This window comes from Frateuria edaphi (assembly GCF_021117405.1).
Taxonomy (GTDB): domain Bacteria; phylum Pseudomonadota; class Gammaproteobacteria; order Xanthomonadales; family Rhodanobacteraceae; genus Frateuria_A; species Frateuria_A edaphi.
Window position 1 is genome coordinate 1354822 of record NZ_CP088251.1, and the last position, 18378, is coordinate 1373199.

Sequence of the window (18378 nt, forward strand, 5' to 3'; positions counted from 1 at the left end):
CTTCCGTTGAGATGGAGCGGCCTGGAATGCCGGGCGATGGAAGCGTTGCGTTTGCGATCAACCTTCGTCGCGCTGGCGGCGGAACCAGATGGCTGCCGCGATGAGCGCAGCACCCGCCGCCACACCGATCCACAGGTTGACCGAGCCAAGCAGCTGGTAGGTGTTGCCGAGGTTCATGAAATCCAGGTTGTTGTTGCCGGTATGGATCACGCCGTCGCTGGCGATCAGGCTGGCACCGGGGAAGGCGCTGAACAGGGCGCGGGCCACGATGTTCTGCCAGAACCAGCCGGCCGACAGATTGAACAGGCCCATGATGCCGAACCAGGTGACCAGCAGGCCGGTGGCGACCGGCAGGGCGATGGCCCACAGGAACGGCTTGGTACGGGCCCAGGCCGAGCACGCCATCAGCCAGCCGACCGAGGGCAGGGCCCACAGCAGGTACAGCGGGATCTGGCCGATCATGTTGAGCGTGACGCGCACCGGATGGGCGAGCATCAGCAGCTGCCACACGTTGATGCCGTGGAAGGACAGCGTCGTTGCCACGATCAACAGCTGCAGAATGCCTGCGGCAATGCCCGCCAGCGTAGCGATCACCGGGGCCACGAGCGTGGCGCTGACGACCTTGGACAACACCGTCTCGGTATCCGATAGCGGCAGCGACTTCCAGAACAGGATGCTGCGATCGCGCCGTTCGTCGTAGATGGCGCCCAGGCAGTAGAAGAACACCACGAAACCCAGCACCACGAGGATGAGCGCCATGGAGGAGTACATGGCCATGTCCAGCGCCATGCCGACCTGGCTCATGTCGCCCGCGTCCATCTGCGAGATGACGCTCTGAAGGTTGCCCCCGGCAAAGTGTTGCCTCGCTGCCCCAAGCTCGCCGATGTGGATGCCGTGGCGGGCGCCGATCACTTCGGCGGTGATGATGCCCATGATGTTGAGCAGCAGGAAGATGCCGCCGGTGACCAGCGGTGCCCAGAAGAAGCCGCCGCGGTGTTCCCAGAACTCGCGCTTGACGAGCCAGTACATGTTGTTGCCGACAAGGGTTTTCATGCGTAGGTCCCTTTCATGGTGGCGACGAAGAGGTCGCTGACGGAAGGCCGGCGGATTTCGCCCAGCCCCTCCAGCGTCGTGCGGTCGGCGCCGTCGAACAGGAAGATGCTCTTGCCGAAGACCTGGCGTTCGTCGATCGGCTGCAGTGCGCGTGCGGCGGCGGCCTGGTCGGCGTTGACCATCACTTCGGCGAAGCGGTCGCTCACGGCCTCCATGTCGGTATCCAGCACGATCTTGCCGTCGCGGATGAACATCAGGTCGGTGAGGATGTGTTCGATCTCCTCCACCTGGTGGGTGGTGACGATGATCGTCTTGTTCTCGTCGAAGTAATCCTCCAGCAGGCTCTGGTAGAACTGCTTGCGGTAGAGGATGTCCAGGCCGAGCGTGGGTTCGTCCAGCACCAGCAGGCGCGCGTCGATGGCCATCACCAGGGCGAGGTGCAGCTGCACGATCATGCCCTTGGACATCTGCCGCACGCGCTGGTCGGGCATGAGCTTGGTGCGCTTCAGGAAGCCCTCGCACTTGGCGCGGTCGAAGCGCGGGTGGACGTGGGCGACGAAGTCGATCGCCTCGCGCACGCGGATCCAGCGCGGCAGCACCGCCACGTCGGCGATGAAGCAGACCTGTTCCATCAGCTTGTCGCGCTGGGTGCGTGGATCGTAGCCCAGCACGTTGAGCTCGCCGTCGAAGGAGGTCAGGCCCAGGATCGCCTTGAGCGCGGTGGTCTTGCCGGCGCCGTTGGGGCCGATCAGCCCGACGATGCGGCCGGACTGGATCTCGAAATTCACGCTGTCCAGCGCGGTCGTGTTCTTGTAGCGCTTGCTCAGGTTTCGCGCGGTGACGATGGCGCTCATGGCTTGAGTTCCGTGGTGGCCGGCGCATCGCGCATCAGCGTTTTGAGATCGAGCCCCAGGCGCTGAAGGCGCGCAAACAGGGTCGGCCATTCCTCGCGCAGAAAGCGCTCGCGCTCGGATTTCAACAAGGCCTCGCGGGCCCCTTCGATGACGAACATGCCCAGCCCTCTCCTTTTTTCGACCAGTTGATCGTCGACCAGCTCCTGGTACGCCTTGGATACGGTCAGCGGATTGATCTGGAAATCCGCCGCCACCTGGCGCACCGACGGCAGCGGATCGCCTTCGTTCAAGGCGCCATCCAGGATCATCGCCACCACGCGTTCGCGGAGCTGGCGGTAGATCGGGACGCTGTCGTTCCAGGTGATGGTCATACGTTATTCCTTGCTGGCACGGGCAAGCTGGGTGCCAAACGAATAGTAGGGCATGGCCAACTGCGCCCCGAGCAGGGTGGCACCCGCTTCGGCGTGCGTGTCCAGGACCGGCGCCAGCGTGGCGCTGGTGATGTCGGAGCCTTCCATCAAGGCGGCCGCACGCAGGTCGCTCGCGCTCGGGCTGACTTCGACCGGGGCGAGATTGACCACGCGGATACCGTTGATTTCGGAAACCGGCGCGGTGCGCACGGGGTTGTTCAAAGTGGCCAGGCTCGTCGCGGTAATCAGCGTGGCGGCGGCCAGGGCGATCAGGTTCTGCGCTTTCATGGCGGGTCTCCTTAGTGACCTCGTGGACCGGTGTTGTAGTGAACTATAACACTATCCTCGAAAGCGTCAACAGGCAATCGGCCATGACTGATGGCCTATGCCTGGAATTCCCTTGTTTTCAGCCTGTTAGGTAGCTCTGGAGCAGCGGCGCGGCCGCGCGTCGCGTTGCTCCATCGCCTCGCAGGGGGGGGGCGAGGGCGGGCTGAAGCCCGCCCTACGGTCACTTCGCGGCCGAATACACCTGTTTGCCGCCAACCCAGGTGCCCAAAACCCGGGTTTTCCAGATGTCCTGCGGGTTGATCGAAAAGACATCCCGATCCACCAGGATGAAGTCCGCATACTTGCCCGGTTCCAGCGAACCCTGGGTCTTCTCCGCATGGCCGGCATAGGCCGCACTGAGGGTGAAGGCGCGCAGCGCTTCGACCAGGCTCAGTTTCTGATCGGGATACCAGCCGCCGGGCGGCTGGTTCTGGTGGTCCTGCCGGGTCACCGCCGCATGCAGGCCGAAGAACGGGTTGGGCGATTCGACCGGGAAGTCGGAGCCGAAGGCGACCACCGTGCCCTGCTTGAGGAAACGCCGCCAGGCGTAGGCGCCCTCGATGCGCTCGTGGCCCACGCGGTCCTCGGCCATGTTCATGTCGGAGGTGGCGTGCGTGGGCTGCATCGAAGCGATGAGTTTCAACGGCACGAAGCGCGGGATGTCCTTGAGCGAGACGATCTGCGCGTGCTCGACGCGGTTGCGGAAGGCCCTGGCATCGGGGTGGACCTTGTAGGCGGTGGCGAAGCTGTCCAGCACTTCGCGGTTGGCTGCATCGCCGATCGCGTGGATGTTGACCTGGTAGCCCTTCGCGAAGGCCTTCTCGATCTTCGACGCCATCGTGCCCGGACTCATGAAGAGCAACCCGTGGTTGTGCGGATCATCGAAGTAGGGCTTGAGCATCGCCGCGCCACGGCTGCCCAATGCACCGTCGGCAAACAGCTTGACCGAATGCACGGTGAGGTAGCCATCGCCGTAGCCGTCCAGCGGAGCGCCTGCGGTGATCGTGTCGAAGGCGTCGCCGGTGTCGCGGATCATCGCGTAGATGCGCGCGGTCAGCTTGTGCTCGTCGGCGTAGCGCTTGTAGAGACGGTAGTTGGGCAGGTCGATGCCGGCGTCGTCCACCCCGGTCAGGCCTACGCGCGCCATCTCCGCCAGCGCGGTGTCCAGTGCGACGGCGCGCTCCCTGTCGGTGGGCTCGGGCACGACCGCACCGACCAGTGCGGTGGCGCCGTCGACGAACACTCCGGTGGGGTTGCCCTGTGCATCGCGTTCGATGCGGCCGCCCGGCGGATCCTTGGTGTCGCGGGTAATGCCGGCCAGCTTCATGGCGGCGGTATTGGCCCAGGCGGCGTGGCCATCCACACGGCTGAGCCATACCGGGCGGTCCGAAACCACCGCGTCCAGTTCCCTGGCAGTGGGGAATCGGCCGAGCTTCCAGATCACCTGGTTCCAGCCGCCGCCGATAATCCAGCGAGCATCCGGATGGGCCTTGGCGTAATCCTTGATGCGCGCGAGTGCCTCGTCGATCGACTGCGTGCCGGTCAGGTCGGCCTGGATGAGCGCATAACCCAGTTCGAGCACGTGTCCGTGCGCATCGATCAGGCCCGGCAGCAGCGTCTTGCCGTGGCCGTCGATCACCGTTGCATCGTCGGCGCGCTTGGCCAGCGCCGCATCGGTGCCGGTGGCCACGACCTTCCCGTCGTCCACCAGCAGCGCGTCGAATCGCTGCAGCTTGCCGTGGCTGTCCAGGGTGTAGCCCTTGACGTTGTGCACGTACAGATCGGCGGCCTGCAGCGCCGGCGCGGTGGCCAGCAAGGCGAGCAGGGAGAGACGCAGAGTGCGGTTCATGCGCGCGGATTCCTGTGCGGGAAAGCCGCAGTGTGTCGGGCCGCGCCCGGTTTTTCCACCACAGGGATGCGCAACGGCAAAAGCAAGCCGTCGCCCAGAGCGCAGGCGCGAAGCGCCGAAGTCGAAGGGCTCATGCGAGCTGCTTCGGCTTCGTCCTGCGACCTACGCCCGGCACGAACGGCTGGTGGCCCCGCGTGAGGTCACGCCGCTTTGGGCAGCAGCGTCCCGATGGCTTCCTTCGCCGCGGCCAGTGCCTGGCTCTTGTGCTCGGCACTGACCGCCACGCCTTCGGCGCGCACGAACTCGACGTCCGTGATGCCCAGGAACCCGAGCACCGCGCGCAGGTACTTCTCCTGGAAGTCCATCGCTGCGGCAACCGTACCTTCGCCGTAGAAACCGCCGCGGCTGGACGCGACGATCACCCGCTTGCCGCCGGCCAGGCCCTCCGGACCGTTGGCGGTGTAGCGGAAGGTCTTGCCGGCTACCGCGATGCGGTCGATCCAGGCCTTCAGTTGGCTGGGAATGCCGAAGTTGTACATCGGGGCGCCGAGCACGATGACATCGGCGGCAAGGAACTCGTCCATCACCTCGTTGCCCAGCAGCGCGCCCGGATCGCTGGCGTCAGCCACCGGCGCCCAGTGCGGCAATGGCTGCGCGGCGAGGTCGCGGTAGCGCACGGAGGCATCCGGACGCGTGCGCTTGACCTCGGCCACGATGTCCGCGGTGAGTTCGCGCGAGACCGAATGCTGGCCCAGGGCGCTCGAATCGATGTGCAGCAATTTCATAACGTGACTCCAGTCGAAGGCCGGCGAGCCGGCGACGGAATACACGATACTTTCGCGACAATAGTCTGATAAGTCGGCTAATATCGAACTTATCGTTTCTATAAGGAAACAGCTGGCATGACCCTCGACGGCACGCTGCAGGACCTCAACGACCTCTATTTCTTCGCCATGGTGGTCGAGCACAACGGCTTCTCGGCGGCGGGCCGTGCGTTGGGCATTCCCAAATCGCGGTTGAGCAAGCGGGTGTCGCAGTTGGAGGAGCGCCTGGGGGTGCGACTTCTGCAGCGGACCACTCGTCGTTTCGTGGTTACCGAGGTAGGCGAGCGCTTCTATGCCCATTGCCGCGCGGTGCTGGAAGAAGCCCGCGCGGCGCAGGAAGCGGTCGACGAATTGCGCGCCGAGCCACGCGGCGTCGTGCGGCTGAGTTGCCCGGTCTCGCTGGCGCAGACGGTGGTGGCGCACGTGCTGCCGGACTTCCTGGCGCAGTACCCCAAGGTGCAGGTGCGCGTGCTTTCCAGCAACCGTCGCGTGGACGTGGTGGGCGAGGGTTACGACATCGCCATCCGCGTGCGCAGCAAGCTTGATGCCGATGCCAACATGGTGATGCGCACCTTCGGCCTGTCCCGCGTGCTGGCAGTGGCCAGCCCGGAGATGCTCGACCGCCTGGGGCGGCCCAGGGCGCCGGCAGAACTGTCCACGTTGCCGGCATTGACCATGCTCGAGCACGAGGGCGCCCAGGTGTGGGAATTGATCGACGCGCAGGGCGAGCGCGTCTCGGTGGAGATGAATGCCCGCCTGGTCACCGGTGAGTTCGCGCTGTTGCTGGAAGCCGCGCGCCGTGGGCTGGGCGTGGCGCTGCTGCCGGAGTTCGTTTGTGCGCCGGCGGTGACCCGCGGCGAGCTCGAAGTGGTGCTGCCTGACTGGAGCGCGCCGGAAGGGACCATGCACTTCGTCTATCCCAGCCGCCGTGGCATGCTGCCCGGCGTGCGTGCGCTGGTGGATTTCCTTGCCGAGCGCCTGCCCGAGGCGACCCGCCTCAAGCACGAGCAATGCCGACAACGCCCGCTCGATCCGCTCGACCGGCCGCGCACATGAGCCGTGCTAGGCTTGCCGTTTGGCCTTCCAGACATCCGCGCGCATGAACATCGACACCAAGCTCCCCAAGGTCGGCACCACCATCTTCAGCGTGATGAGCCAGCTTGCGCTCGATCACCGGGCGGTGAACCTGGGCCAGGGCTTTCCCGATTTCGAGCCGCCGCAGTCGCTGCGTGAAGCTCTCGCCCGTGCGATGGCCGAGGGCAAGAACCAGTACGCCCCCGGGATCGGCACTGCCGCGTTGCGCGAACAGATCGCGATCAAGACGCAGCGGTTGTATGGGCGGCGCGTGGACTCGGCCACCGAGATCACGGTGACGTCCGGCGCAACCGAGGCACTTTTTTGCGCGATCGCAGCGACCGTGCGTTCGGGCGAGGAGGTGATCGTGTTCGATCCAGCCTACGACTCCTACGAGCCGGCGATCGAACTGCAGGGCGCACGCGCGGTGCACATCCCGCTGACCGTGCCGAGCTTCGCGATCGACTGGCAGCGCGTGCGCGATGCGATCACCCCGAAGACACGGATGATCCTGATCAACAGCCCGCACAACCCCTCGGGCGCGGTGCTTTCGGCGGACGACCTGGAGATCCTGGCCGGGCTCACCCGCGACACCGACATCGTCGTGCTGTCCGACGAGGTCTACGAGCACATCGTGTATGACGGCTGTCGGCACGAAAGCGTGTTGCGGCATCCGGAGCTGGCCGAGCGCAGCATCGTGGTGTCCAGCTTCGGCAAGACCTACCACTGCACCGGCTGGAAGGTTGGCTACGCGATCGCACCGGCCGCGCTCTCGGCCGAGTTCCGAAAGGTGCACCAGTACCTGACCTTCTGCACCTTCCACCCGGCGCAGGCGGCCTTTGCCGAAATCATGGCGAATGATCCGGCGCACTATCTCGAACTGCCGGATTTCTACCAGGCCAAGCGTGATCGCTTCCGCGCGCTGCTGGCGCCCTCCCGCCTGAAGCTCCTCGACGTGCCGGGCGGTTATTTCCAGCTGGTCGACTACTCGGCCATCCGCGACGAGGACGACCTCGCATTCGCGCGCTGGCTGGTGGAGCAGGGCGGCGTGGCGGGCATCCCGCTGACGCCGTTCTACGAGAAACCGCCCGGCACGCGACTGCTGCGCCTGTGCTTCGCCAAGAGCGATGCCACCATGACCGCCGCCGCGGAGCGTCTATGTCGCCTGTGAGCATGCAGTCGCTGACGGTCAGCCTGGTCCAGGGCGCCACCCGCTGGCACGACGCGCCGGCCAATCGCGAGTACTACGGCGCGCTGGTGCGCCAGGCCCGGGGCAGCGACCTGGTCGTGTTGCCGGAGACGTTCCTGTCCGGGTTCAGCAACGACACCCGGGTCAGCGCCGGCACCATGGACGGGGAGGGTGTGGCCTGGCTGCGCGATCTGGCGTGCGAGGTGGGCGCAGTGATCTGCGGCAGCCTGGCCATCATCGAGGACGGCACGGTCTACAACCGCCTGTTCTGGATGCGCCCGGACGGCAGCCACGCGCAGTACGACAAGCGCCACCTGTTCCGCATGGCCGGCGAGCACACCCGCTACGGCGGTGGTCGCGAGCGGCTGGTGGTCGAGTTGAACGGTTGGCGCATCCTGCCGCAGGTCTGCTACGACCTGCGCTTCCCCGTGTGGCTGCGCAACCGCCGCCTGGAGAGCGCGGCCGGCGGCATGGACTACGACCTGGCATTGTTCGTCGCCAACTGGCCGGCGCCGCGTCGGCAGCCCTGGCGCACGCTGCTGCGCGCGCGTGCGATCGAAAACCTGGCGTGCGTGGTGGGCGTCAACCGCGTCGGTGTGGACGGCAACGATTTGCCGTACGCCGGGGATAGCGCGGTGATCGACCCGGTCGGGGAGGCGCTGATCGAACTGGGCACGCAGGAGCAGGTCGCCAAGGTGCGCCTGGATCCGGCCCCTTTGCTGGCACATCGCGAACGCTTTCCCGCATGGATGGACGCCGACGAGTTCACGTTGGGGCCGATGTGATCCCATCCCTCGGTGCGCGGGCCGTAGCGTGAGGGCGTGCCCACGCGATGCATGATCGCACGTGCGGCAGGCTCCATCACGACGAAGCCGCCCATGGGGCGGCTTCTGTTGCTGCGGCGATCGGCATCGGCCCGTCGGGTGGGCTGAAGCCCACAAGACGGCCTAAGACAGAATGGCCAGGACCGCCTCCGGCGGGCGGCCGATGGCGGCCTTGCCACCGGCCACGACGATCGGGCGCTCGATGAGTTTCGGGTGCGCGGCCATCGCCTGCAGGAGGGCTTGGTCGCCCGTCGCAGGGTCGTCCAGGCCCAGCTCCCTGTACTCCGCCTCGCCGGTGCGAAGCAGCTGGCGCGGCGTCATCTCCAGCAGGTGCAGCAGTTTCCTGAGCTCATCCACGCTGGGCGGGGTGTCGAGGTAGTTGACCACTTCCGGCTCGATGCCGCGCGCTTGCAGCAACTCGAGCGTTCCGCGCGACTTGGAACAGCGGCTGTTGTGGTAAATGCGCACGGCCATCGCGGCGAGACCTCAGCGGTTTCCGTGGCGGTTGCCGCCGCGGCCGCCCTGGGGCCGCCCACCACCGCCGCCGCCTTGCGGGCGGTTGCCGCGGTTTTGCGGCCTGCCGCCCTGGCCGGGGCTTCCACCCGGGCGGGGACCGCGATTGCCGCCACCGCCACCGCCACCGCCGAAGCCGGAGTAGGGGCCAGCGTTGCGTGCTTCACCACCGCGGCCACCCGCCGGCTTGCCGCTGCGTCGATTGCCGCCTGCCGCATTGCCGCCTGCCGCGTTGCCGGCAGCCCGATGGCCGCTCGGCGCCTGCCCACGGCCGCCGCCTTCGCGGCTTTCGCCCGCGAACCAGGTGCGCACCGACGGTAGTTCCTGGCCGGGTGCGACACCGCGCTTGCTCTTGCGACGGCCAGGGGCCGCCGGGCGCTCCGGCCTGGCGACGTTGCCGTTGACTTCCTTGCCCGGTCGGCGGCGCTGCTGCTTGCCCCGTGCCGGTTCCTCGCGGATGCGGTCGAACGCGCGCAGCTCGCGGGCCTCGTCGTGGTAGGCGCCGCTCCAGCCCGTCGGTGCGCCGCGCTCGGGACGGTATTCAGTGACGCTGCGGCTGGCGCGGCGCTGGTGCAGGACCGGGCTCAGCGTCAGTGCTGGCTGAGCAGGGCCCAGGCCGACGGACTTGCGCAGGTCCTTGATGGCGTCTTCGGAAAGCGATTCGCTTTCGCCGCGCCGCAGCGTGCGAGGCAGCTCCACGGCGCCGTAGCGGATGCGCTTGAGGCGGCTGACAAGGAAGCCCTGTGAATCCCACAGGCGGCGCACCTCGCGGTTGCGGCCTTCGCGGATGACCACGCGGAACCAGCTGTGGCTGCCGCCGCGGCTGATGATGGCGATCTCGTCGAAGCGGGCGGGGCCGTCCTCCAGCTCCACGCCCGACTTGAGCTTCTCGATCACCTCGTCGGGCACCTCGCCGTGCACGCGGCAGAGGTACTCGCGACCAAGTCCGCTCCTGGGATGCATCAGCGCGTTGGCCAGCTCGCCGTCGGTGGTGAGCAGCAGCAGGCCGGTGGTGTTGATGTCCAGGCGGCCCACGGCCACCCAGCGCGCGCCCTTCAGGCGCGGCAGCTTTTCGAACACAGTGGGACGGCCTTCGGGATCCTCGCGGGTGGTCACCACGCCCTCAGGCTTGTGGTAGAGCAGCACCTCGGTCTCGTCGCGGTTGTCGGTGGCGACGACGAACTGCTTGCCGTCGAGCACGACGCGGTCGCCGGCGTGCACGCTGGCGCCGATGCCGGCGGGCGCGCCGTTGAGTTCCACCTCGCCGGCCTGGATGCGCTGTTCCAGCATGCGGCGCGAGCCCAGGCCCGCGTTGGCCAGCACCTTGTGCAGGCGTTCTTCCAGGGCGGGGGTGTCGGCCTCTTCGCGGGGTTCGCGCTTGAGGGTCAAAACGGATTTCTGCGGCGCAGTCATGCGCGGTACTCCTCGGTGTCCTGCTCGGCGGCGTCTTCGTCGACGTCCGCAGGGGCTGCTGCCTCGTCGGCAGTGGCGGATGGGGTGGGCGCCTCGTCATCGGACGCGGCGGCGGTGGTTTCGGTGGCGTCGGCCGGTTCGGTCTCGGCCTCTGCGAGCGCGGGTGTTTCGCCGGCTGGCACTTCGTCCTGGCCGGACCCGGCAGTGGTGTCGTCAATGTCCCCGGGTGCCTCGTCCTGCACGGCCGCGGCATCTTCCTCGTCCGGGTCGATCGGCAGGTCCTTGATCACCCGCGGCGGCAGCGGTTCCTGGTCGAGGCGAAGCTGCGGGTCTTCCATGTCGCGGATTTCGGACAGCGGCGGCAGCTCGTCCAGCGACTTGAGGCTGAAGTAATCCAGGAAGGCGCGGGTGGTGCCGAACAGCGCCGGCTTGCCGGGCACGTCGCGGTGGCCGACCACGCGGATCCACTCGCGCTCTTCCAGCGTCTTGACGATGTTGGAAGAGACCACCACGCCACGGATCTGTTCGATCTCCGGACGGGTGATCGGCTGGCGGTAGGCGATCAGCGCCAGCGTTTCGAGCAGGGCGCGCGAATAGCGGCTGGGTTTCTCGGTCCACATGCGCGACACCCAGGGGTGCACGTCCTGGCGAACCTGGTAGCGGAAGCCGGAGGCGACCTCCCTCAGTTCCACGCCGCGCCCGGCGCAGTCCTCGCCCAGCGACTCCAGCGCCCGCGCGATCGCCTCGCGGTCGACCTGGTCCTCGTCGACGAACAGCTCGCCCAGCTGCGCCACGGTGAGCGGCTGGCTGGCGGCGAGCAGGGCCGCTTCGATAATCGGTTTGAGTTGCTCGATCTGCATGGCCTTCAGGTCAGAGATGCGAAGGGGGCCGCGCCGTCAGTCGGCGGCGGCGGAAACCGGCATGTCGTCCGGCAGTTCGTCGTTTTCTTCGGCCAGCGCGGTCTTTGCCTTGACGTAGATCGGCGCCAGCGGCTCTTCCTGCACGATCTCGACGAGCATTTCCTTGGCCAGTTCAAGCATGGCCAGGAAAGTCACCACTACGCCCAGGCGGCCTTCGTTGATGTCGAACAGGCTTTCGAAGCGGTGGAACGTGCTGTCTTCCAGCCGGCTCAGCAGTTCGCCCATCCGCTGGCGCACGCTCAACGCCTCGCGCTTGATCGCGTGATGGCCGAACAGCTCGGCGCGGTGCATCACGTCCTTGAGCGCCAGCAGCATTTCCTTCAGGTCCAGCGGCGGCGGCAGCTTCACCACGTTGCGCTCGCCCACGTCGGCCTGCACCACTACCGTGTCGCGTTCCAGCCGGGGCAGGGTGTCGATGTCCTCGGCGGCCTTCTTGAAGCGCTCGTATTCCTGCAGGCGGCGCACCAGTTCGGCGCGCGGGTCGTCCTCGATGCCCTCCTCGGCGGGCGGGCGGGGCAGCAGCAGGCGCGACTTGATCTCGCCCAGGATCGCGGCCATCAGCAGGTACTCGGCGGCCAGCTCCAGCCGCATCGAGTCCCGCATCATGTCGATGTATTCCATGTATTGCCGCGTAATTTCGGCAATCGGAATGTCCAGGATGTCCAGGTTCTGCCGGCGGATCAGGTACAGCAGCAGGTCCAGCGGGCCCTCGAACGCTTCGAGAAAAACTTCCAAGGCGTCCGGCGGGATGTACAGGTCCTGCGGCATCTGCAGCATGGGTTCGCCACGCACGACCGCCAGCGGCATTTCCTGCTGCTGGGGGATCGACGCGAAGGCGTCCTGCGACGGTGCGGCCGGCTGCTGCGGTTCTGTGCTCATCAATGCATGTCGTGAGGCCGCTCACGCGGCCGGCAATGCGTTCAAAACCTGTCGTCCTGGCGGGCGGTGCCCTGTGGACGGGTATCCCCTCGTGACCGCGGCTTCGGGCCGGCGATCGGTCAAGCTGGCTCGCCGGTTCCGGCGCAGCCGTCGCCGCGTGTCGCTTGACGAAGCCGCACCACGGCGGTTCGGTCAGGCGGGCTCGGGCGACCACCAAGGCGTCCACGCCGGGCATCGGGCCCTGGAACGAACGCAAGACAGGATGGCGACACGGCGCCACGGACGGTTTCAATCGGTCTGCCGGGACTCGGATGCGTGCCGCGATGGCCGGTATCGACCGGCACGGCGCACGCTGGAACCGGGCATGGGGACAGGTTAGCGGTAGCGTTGCGGCAAGTCCAGTGCGCAAGTGCTCGCGCATGGGGCAGCATGTGACACGGTGCGTCGTGCAGAAGCCGGGCGCGGCAGTTCCAGTGCGGTGTCGGGCGGGCAGGGGATGACGTCGCACCGATCCATCGATGGCATGGCGTTTGCTTTATCGTGCCCATGAGATGCCGTTTTCCCGCTGCGCGAACGGTCCGCTGAACACTGGCGGCTCACAGGCAGCAACCAGGTGTCGATGGGACGCAGGATGCGTCGTAGGATCGCAAGGACGTCACAGAGCGCGGGTGCGTTTTGCTTGGGGAGTTAGATGACGATCGAAGACAACGTGGCGGATGAATCGGGCCCCAAGTTCCTGCGGCCCGCGCGCATGCGCATCGAAACCACCGTGCTCATGAGCCACGGGGTGCAGTCGCATCCGACCGAACTGGTCGACATCTCCGCCACGGGCGCGCTGCTGCGCCGACCGCTGGGCTGGCAGGGCGAGCTGGGGCAGAACTGGGTGCTCGACATGATCTTCGGCCGCGACCTGCACATCCACCTGGAGGCAGTGGTCGCGCGCATCTCCGACCGCCACATCGGCTTTGCCTACTCGCGCATCCCGGAAGACAAGCAGGTGCCGTTGTGGAACCTGCTGGGTGGTTACGCGGACATCCTGGAGCATTGGCGGGGGGAGTGATCCGGCCGCGCGCTTTTCCGTAGGAACCCGCAAGCGGGCTCCCACGAAGACCCGGACGCTCAGGCGGGAGTTTTCTTTGGCTCGTTGCGCAGCTCGCGGCGAAGGATCTTGCCCACGTTCGACTTCGGCAGCGCATCGCGGAATTCGATCTGGCGCGGGCGCTTGTAGCCGGTCAGGTTGTCGTGGCAGAACTGCTTGAGGACTTCGGCCGTCAGCGCAGGGTCCTTGCGCACCACGAAAAGCTTCACCACCTCGCCCGAGTGCTCGTCCGGCACGCCCACGGCGGCTACCTCGGCCACGCCGGGGTGTTGCATCACCACGTCCTCGACCTCGTTCGGATACACGTTGAAGCCGGACACCAGGATCATGTCCTTCTTGCGGTCGACGATGTAGACGTAGCCGTTCTCGTCCATCCGGGCGATGTCGCCGGTGTGCAGCCAGCCATCGGCGCCCAGCACCTTCGCGGTCTCGTCCGGACGCTGCCAATAGCCCTGCATCACCTGCGGGCCACGCACCATGAGCTCGCCCACTTCGCCGATCGACAAAGGCTGGTTTTCCTCCGACCAGATCGCCACGTCGGTGGACGGCACGGGCAGGCCGATCGATCCGTTGTAGTCCCGAAGGTCCAGCGGGTTGATGCACACCGCCGGCGAGGTTTCGGTCAGGCCATAGGCCTCGGCCAGGGTGCAACCGGTGGTTTTCTTCCATCGCTCGGCCACCGCGCGTTGCACGGCCATGCCGCCGCCCAGGGTCAGGTGCAGGCGCGAGAAGTCCAGCTCGGCGAAGCCGGGCGTGTTGAGCAGGCCGTTGAACAGCGTGTTGACGCCGGTCAGCGCGGTGAAGCCGGACTTCTTCAGTTCCTTGACGAAGCCGGGCATGTCGCGCGGGTTGGTGATCAGCCAGTTCAGGCCGCCCAGGCGCATGAAAACCAGGCCGTTCGCCGTCAGCGAGAAGATGTGGTACAGCGGCAGGGCGGTGATGATCACCTCCTCGCCGGGCTTGGCCAGGTCGCCGATCCAGGCGCTGGCCTGCAGCATGTTGGCGACCATGTTGCCGTGGCTGAGCATCGCGCCCTTGGCCACGCCCGTAGTGCCGCCGGTGTACTGCAGGAAAGCGAGGTCGTCGTGGCCCAGCTCGACCTTGGGCATGGGATGCGAGGCGCCCTGCGCCAGTGCGTCGCGGAAGCGCACCGCCTTCGGCAACGAGTAGGCGGGCACCATCTTCTTCACGTGCTTGAGCACGAAGTTGACCAGCGCCCCCTTGGGGAAACCCAGCAGGTCGCCGATGCCGGTGGTGATCACGTGTTCGACGTGGGTTTCGTCGATGACCTCCTGCAACGTGGAGGCGAAGTTGTCCAGCACCAAGATCGCCTTGGCGCCGGAATCTTCCAATTGGTGCCTGAGTTCGCGCGCGGTGTAGAGCGGGTTGGTGTTGACCACCACCAGGCCCGCGCGCAGCGCGCCGAACAGCGCGATCGGGTACTGCAGCACGTTGGGCAGCATGATGGCGAGCCGGTCGCCCTTCTCAAGGCCCAGCACGCCGGTGAGGTAACCGGCGAACTGGCGGCTCAAGCTCTCGATCTCGCCGTAGCTCAGCCGCTTGCCGAAACTGGAGAAGGCCGGCTTGTCGCGGAACTTGCCGAAGGCTTCTTCCACCACCTCCGCCACCGATGCATAGGCGTTGACGTCGATCTCGGCGGGCACGTCATGCGGATAGTGGGCAAGCCACGGACGCTCGTTGCTCATGTACTGTTCCTGTTCCCCGTTCGGCCTTGCGGCCAAGGCATTGGAGCATACGCCCGCGCACGGCGGCAAGCCGCGCCGCGGCGAGGATCGGAGGGTTCATGCGAGTACGAAAAATACTGCCTTCCCTTGGGCTCGCGCTGGTGTTCGTGGCCTTGGCCGGCTGTCGGCATACGCCGGACGAAACGCGCGTGCGCGAGGCCATCGCATCCGTCGAGCAGGCGGCCGAACAGGCCGATGCCGGTGGCGTTGTCGAGCCGCTCAGCGAGGACTTCGACGGTAACGGCGGCCGGCTTGAGCGCAAGGACATCGCGAACCTGGTCCGCCTGGCGCACCTGCGTGGCGAGCGCATCGGGGCGACGCTTGGACCGATCTCGGTGGAGCAGCGCGGCGAGCGGCTGATGGCGGATTTCACTGTCACCCTCACCCAGGGCAGTCGTCTGCTGCCGGACGCGGCCGGGGTGTACCACGTGGAAACGGCGTGGCGCAGGGAAGGTGGCGAGTGGCGCTGCTACAGCGCGACGTGGGAGCGGCAGCTTTAGTGCACTCGCCGGGTGGGTTTCAGCCCACCTTTCCCCCGCGAGGCGGTGGGATGAAGCACGAAAAAAAAGGCCGCCCGGGGGCGGCCTTTTCGCTGCAACTGCGGCGGGGCTCAGGCGGTCTTGCGGCCGGCGAGCTGACGCAGCACGTACTGCAGGATGCCGCCGTGACGGAAGAAGTCGCGCTCCTTCGGCGTGAGCAGCATGACGTGCACGGCGAACTCCTTTTTCGTGCCGTCAGCCGCCGTTGCGATCACCTTCGCCTCCTTCGACTCACCGCCTTCCAGGCCCAGGATTTCGATCGACTCCTTGCCGGTCAGTCCCAGCGACTGCGCGTTCTCGCCGTGCTTGAACTGCAGCGGCAACACGCCCATGCCGACCAGGTTCGAGCGGTGGATACGCTCGAAGCTCTCGGCGATCACCGCCTTGATGCCCAGCAGCAGCGTGCCCTTGGCCGCCCAGTCGCGGGAGGAGCCGGTGCCGTATTCCTTGCCGGCGATGACCACCAGCGGCGTGCCTTCGGCCTTGTACTTCATGGACGCGTCGTAGATGGACATCTCTTCGCCCGAGGGGACGTGCACGGTATAGCCGCCCTCGACGCCGTCCAGCATCAGGTTCTTGATGCGGATGTTGGCGAAGGTGCCGCGCACCATCACGTCGTCGTTGCCGCGGCGCGAACCGTACGAGTTGAAGTCCTTGGGCTCCACGCCCTTGGAGATCAGATAACGGCCAGCCGGGCTGTCCTTCTTGATCGAGCCGGCCGGCGAGATGTGGTCGGTGGTGATCGAGTCGCCGAACAGGCCCAGCACGCGCGCGCCATGCAGGTCGTCGACCTTGGACAGCTCCATCGTCATGCCGTCGAAGTAGGGCGGGTTCTTGATGTAGGTCGAGTCCTCCCAGCCGTACAGCGCGCCCTCGGCCGACGGAATCCGGTTCCAGCGGCTGTCGCCCTTGAACACGTCGGCGTAGTTCTTCTCGAACATCTGCGGGTTGATGGCGCCGGCGATGGCGTCGGAGATTTCCTGGTTGGTCGGCCAGATGTCCTTCAGGTAGACCGGCTGGCCGTCGTCGCCCAGGCCGATGGCGTCCTTGGTCAGGTCGATGTCCAGCGTGCCGGCCAGCGCGTAGGCGACCACCAGCGGCGGCGAGGCCAGATAGTTCATCTTCACTTCGGCGTGGACGCGGCCTTCGAAGTTGCGGTTGCCCGAGAGCACCGAGGCGACGGCCAGGTCACCCGCGCCGATGCCCTGGCTGATTTCGGCCGGAAGCGGGCCCGAGTTGCCGATGCAGGTCGTGCAGCCGTAGCCGACGATGTAGAAGCCAACCTTCTCCAGCTCCTTCAGCAGGCCGGTCTTTTCGAGGTAGTCGCTGACCACCAGCGAACCCGGGCCGATCGAGGTCTTCACCCACGGCTTGGCCTTCAGGCCCTTGGCGGCCGCCTTCTTGGCGACCAGGCCGGCGCCGAGCATCACCGCCGGGTTGGAGGTGTTGGTGCAAGAGGTGATCGCGGCGATCACCACCGAGCCGTCCTTGAGCGTGAAATTCTCGCCGTCCTTGGTCACGCCGACGCTGCCACTACCGGACTTGCGGCTGGCGGTGAGCGGGCCAACCACGTCGTGGAAGCTCTGCTTCACGCCTTCGAGCAGCACGCGATCCTGCGGGCGCTTGGGGCCGGCCATGGACGGGCGCACGTCGGCGAGGTTGAGCTCGAGCGTCGTAGTGAACTCGGGCGTGACGCTGTTCTCGTCGTGCCACATGCCCTGCGCGCGGGCATAGGCCTCGACCAGCTTGATCTGCTCTTCGCTGCGGCCGGAAAGGCGCAGGTAGTTGATCGCTTCCTGGTCGACCGGGAAGATGCCGCAGGTCGCGCCGTATTCCGGGGCCATGTTGCCGATCGTGGCGCGGTCGGCCAGCGGCAGGTGCTTGAGGCCATCGCCGAAGAACTCGACGAACTTGCCCACCACGCCGAGCTTGCGCAGCATCTGGGTGACGGTCAGCACCAGGTCGGTGGCGGTCACGCCTTCGGGCAGCTTGCCGGTCAGCTTGAAGCCGACAACCTGCGGGATCAGCATCGAGGAGGGCTGGCCCAGCATGGCCGCCTCGGCCTCGATGCCACCCACGCCCCAACCCAGCACGCCCACGCCGTTGATCATGGTGGTGTGCGAGTCGGTGCCGAACACGGTGTCCGGATAGGCCCACGGCTGCCCATCCTTCTCGGCGGTGAACACCACGCGGGCCAGGTGCTCCAGGTTGACCTGGTGGACGATGCCGGTGCGCGGCGGCACGACCTTGAAGTTGTTGAATGCCTTCTGGCCCCAGCGCAGGAACGCGTAGCGCTCCTGGTTGCGCTCGAACTCGATCTCTACGTTCTTCTCCAGCGCCGATTCCGAACCGTACACGTCGACCTGCACCGAATGGTCGATGACCAGTTCGGCGGGCGCCAGCGGGTTGATCTGGGTGGCATCGCCGCCGAGCTTGACCACCGCATCGCGCATCGCCGCCAAGTCGACCACGCAGGGCACGCCGGTGAAGTCCTGCAGCACAACGCGCGCGGGCATGAAGGAGATTTCGGTATCGGGCTCGGCCTTGGCCTGCCAGTTGGCGACCGCCTCGATTTCCTTCGTGGTGACGTTGATGCCGTCTTCGTGCCGCAGCAGGTTCTCAAGCAGGATCTTCAGCGAGTACGGCAGCCGCTTGAGGTCGAAGCGCTCGCCGAACTTGGCGAGGTTGGCGTACGCATAGCGCTTGCCGTTGACCTCGAGGGTGTCGCGGATGGAAAACGAGTCTTTCATGACGAAACTCCTGGCTTGAGCTTTGAAGCGGCTGGGGAGAGCTGGCATTGCGGCGGCCAAGCGCGCGCAAAGGCCCGTGATTATCGCAAATACCGCGTCCACGCGTCCTCGCGGCG

At 66.6% G+C, this 18378-nt stretch carries 17 protein-coding genes; 5 read left to right on the forward strand and 12 right to left on the reverse strand.

The genetic code is table 11. The features are described from left to right. Positions 1–57: 57 nt before the first annotated feature. The 6 genes from LQ772_RS06290 to LQ772_RS06315 all read right to left on the reverse strand — a co-directional run bounded on the left by LQ772_RS06290 (position 58) and on the right by LQ772_RS06315 (position 5278). Positions 58–1053 (reverse strand): ABC-2 transporter permease, encoded by a 996-nt coding sequence (locus LQ772_RS06290; RefSeq protein ID WP_231325037.1) that lies wholly within the window; start codon positions 1051–1053, stop codon positions 58–60. Beyond that, positions 1050–1907, reverse strand: a complete 858-nt coding sequence (locus tag LQ772_RS06295; RefSeq protein WP_231325038.1) for an ABC transporter ATP-binding protein — start codon at positions 1905–1907, stop codon at positions 1050–1052. Before LQ772_RS06295 ends, LQ772_RS06290 begins: the two co-directional genes overlap by 4 nt. Next, positions 1904–2278 (reverse strand): GntR family transcriptional regulator, encoded by a 375-nt coding sequence (locus LQ772_RS06300; RefSeq protein WP_231325040.1) that lies wholly within the window; start codon positions 2276–2278, stop codon positions 1904–1906. Before LQ772_RS06300 ends, LQ772_RS06295 begins: the two co-directional genes overlap by 4 nt. Before the next feature lie 3 nt (positions 2279–2281). Continuing rightward, positions 2282–2605, reverse strand: a complete 324-nt coding sequence (locus LQ772_RS06305; RefSeq protein WP_231325042.1) for a hypothetical protein — start codon at positions 2603–2605, stop codon at positions 2282–2284. Positions 2606–2825: 220 nt separating this feature from the next. Further along, positions 2826–4493: an amidohydrolase gene (locus tag LQ772_RS06310; protein WP_231325044.1), complete on the reverse strand. Its 1668-nt coding sequence runs from the start codon at positions 4491–4493 to the stop codon at positions 2826–2828. Positions 4494–4693: 200 nt separating this feature from the next. After that, positions 4694–5278 (reverse strand): FMN-dependent NADH-azoreductase, encoded by a 585-nt coding sequence (locus LQ772_RS06315; RefSeq protein ID WP_231325045.1) that lies wholly within the window; start codon positions 5276–5278, stop codon positions 4694–4696. Positions 5279–5395: 117 nt separating this feature from the next. Here LQ772_RS06315 and LQ772_RS06320 point away from each other — a divergent pair, with 117 nt between their 5' ends. The 3 genes from LQ772_RS06320 to LQ772_RS06330 are packed head-to-tail and all read left to right on the forward strand — an operon-like array spanning position 5396 to position 8365. Further along, entirely contained in the window at positions 5396–6373 is a 978-nt protein-coding gene (locus LQ772_RS06320) for a LysR substrate-binding domain-containing protein (protein ID WP_231325047.1), read from the forward strand. Between the two features lie 43 nt (positions 6374–6416). Then, on the forward strand, positions 6417–7562 hold the full coding sequence (locus tag LQ772_RS06325) for a pyridoxal phosphate-dependent aminotransferase (protein ID WP_231325048.1): 1146 nt from the start codon (positions 6417–6419) through the stop codon (positions 7560–7562). Beyond that, complete coding sequence (locus LQ772_RS06330) at positions 7550–8365, forward strand: amidohydrolase (RefSeq protein WP_231325050.1); 816 nt, start codon at positions 7550–7552, stop codon at positions 8363–8365. Before LQ772_RS06325 ends, LQ772_RS06330 begins: the two co-directional genes overlap by 13 nt. A gap of 162 nt (positions 8366–8527) precedes the next feature. Here the strand turns inward: LQ772_RS06330 and arsC are convergent, their stop codons facing one another. From arsC to LQ772_RS06350, 4 genes are read right to left on the reverse strand one after another with little or no spacing between them, the layout of a single operon-like run. Beyond that, the gene (gene arsC, locus LQ772_RS06335) at positions 8528–8878 is read right to left on the reverse strand and encodes an arsenate reductase (glutaredoxin) (protein ID WP_231325052.1); all 351 of its coding nucleotides are present in this window, start codon (positions 8876–8878) and stop codon (positions 8528–8530) included. 12 nt (positions 8879–8890) lie between these two features. After that, positions 8891–10330, reverse strand: coding sequence for a pseudouridine synthase (locus LQ772_RS06340; RefSeq protein ID WP_231325053.1), 1440 nt, complete (start codon positions 10328–10330; stop codon positions 8891–8893). Beyond that, on the reverse strand, positions 10327–11190 hold the full coding sequence (scpB, locus tag LQ772_RS06345; RefSeq protein ID WP_231325055.1) for an SMC-Scp complex subunit ScpB: 864 nt from the start codon (positions 11188–11190) through the stop codon (positions 10327–10329). Before scpB ends, LQ772_RS06340 begins: the two co-directional genes overlap by 4 nt. A gap of 36 nt (positions 11191–11226) precedes the next feature. After that, positions 11227–12129, reverse strand: a complete 903-nt coding sequence (locus LQ772_RS06350; protein WP_231325057.1) for a segregation and condensation protein A — start codon at positions 12127–12129, stop codon at positions 11227–11229. A gap of 691 nt (positions 12130–12820) precedes the next feature. Here LQ772_RS06350 and LQ772_RS06355 point away from each other — a divergent pair. Then, positions 12821–13189, forward strand: coding sequence for a PilZ domain-containing protein (locus LQ772_RS06355; RefSeq protein WP_231325059.1), 369 nt, complete (start codon positions 12821–12823; stop codon positions 13187–13189). Positions 13190–13248: 59 nt separating this feature from the next. Here the strand turns inward: LQ772_RS06355 and LQ772_RS06360 are convergent, their stop codons facing one another. After that, a complete protein-coding gene (locus LQ772_RS06360) occupies positions 13249–14934 on the reverse strand; it encodes an AMP-binding protein (protein ID WP_231325061.1) in 1686 nt (561 codons plus the stop codon). 98 nt (positions 14935–15032) lie between these two features. Between LQ772_RS06360 and LQ772_RS06365 the strand changes: the two genes are divergently transcribed. After that, positions 15033–15473, forward strand: a complete 441-nt coding sequence (locus LQ772_RS06365) for a hypothetical protein (protein ID WP_231325063.1) — start codon at positions 15033–15035, stop codon at positions 15471–15473. A gap of 110 nt (positions 15474–15583) precedes the next feature. On the opposite strand, the gene acnA is transcribed toward LQ772_RS06365, so the two are convergent. Then, positions 15584–18262, reverse strand: coding sequence for an aconitate hydratase AcnA (gene acnA, locus LQ772_RS06370; protein WP_231325065.1), 2679 nt, complete (start codon positions 18260–18262; stop codon positions 15584–15586). Positions 18263–18378: the final 116 nt, after the last annotated feature.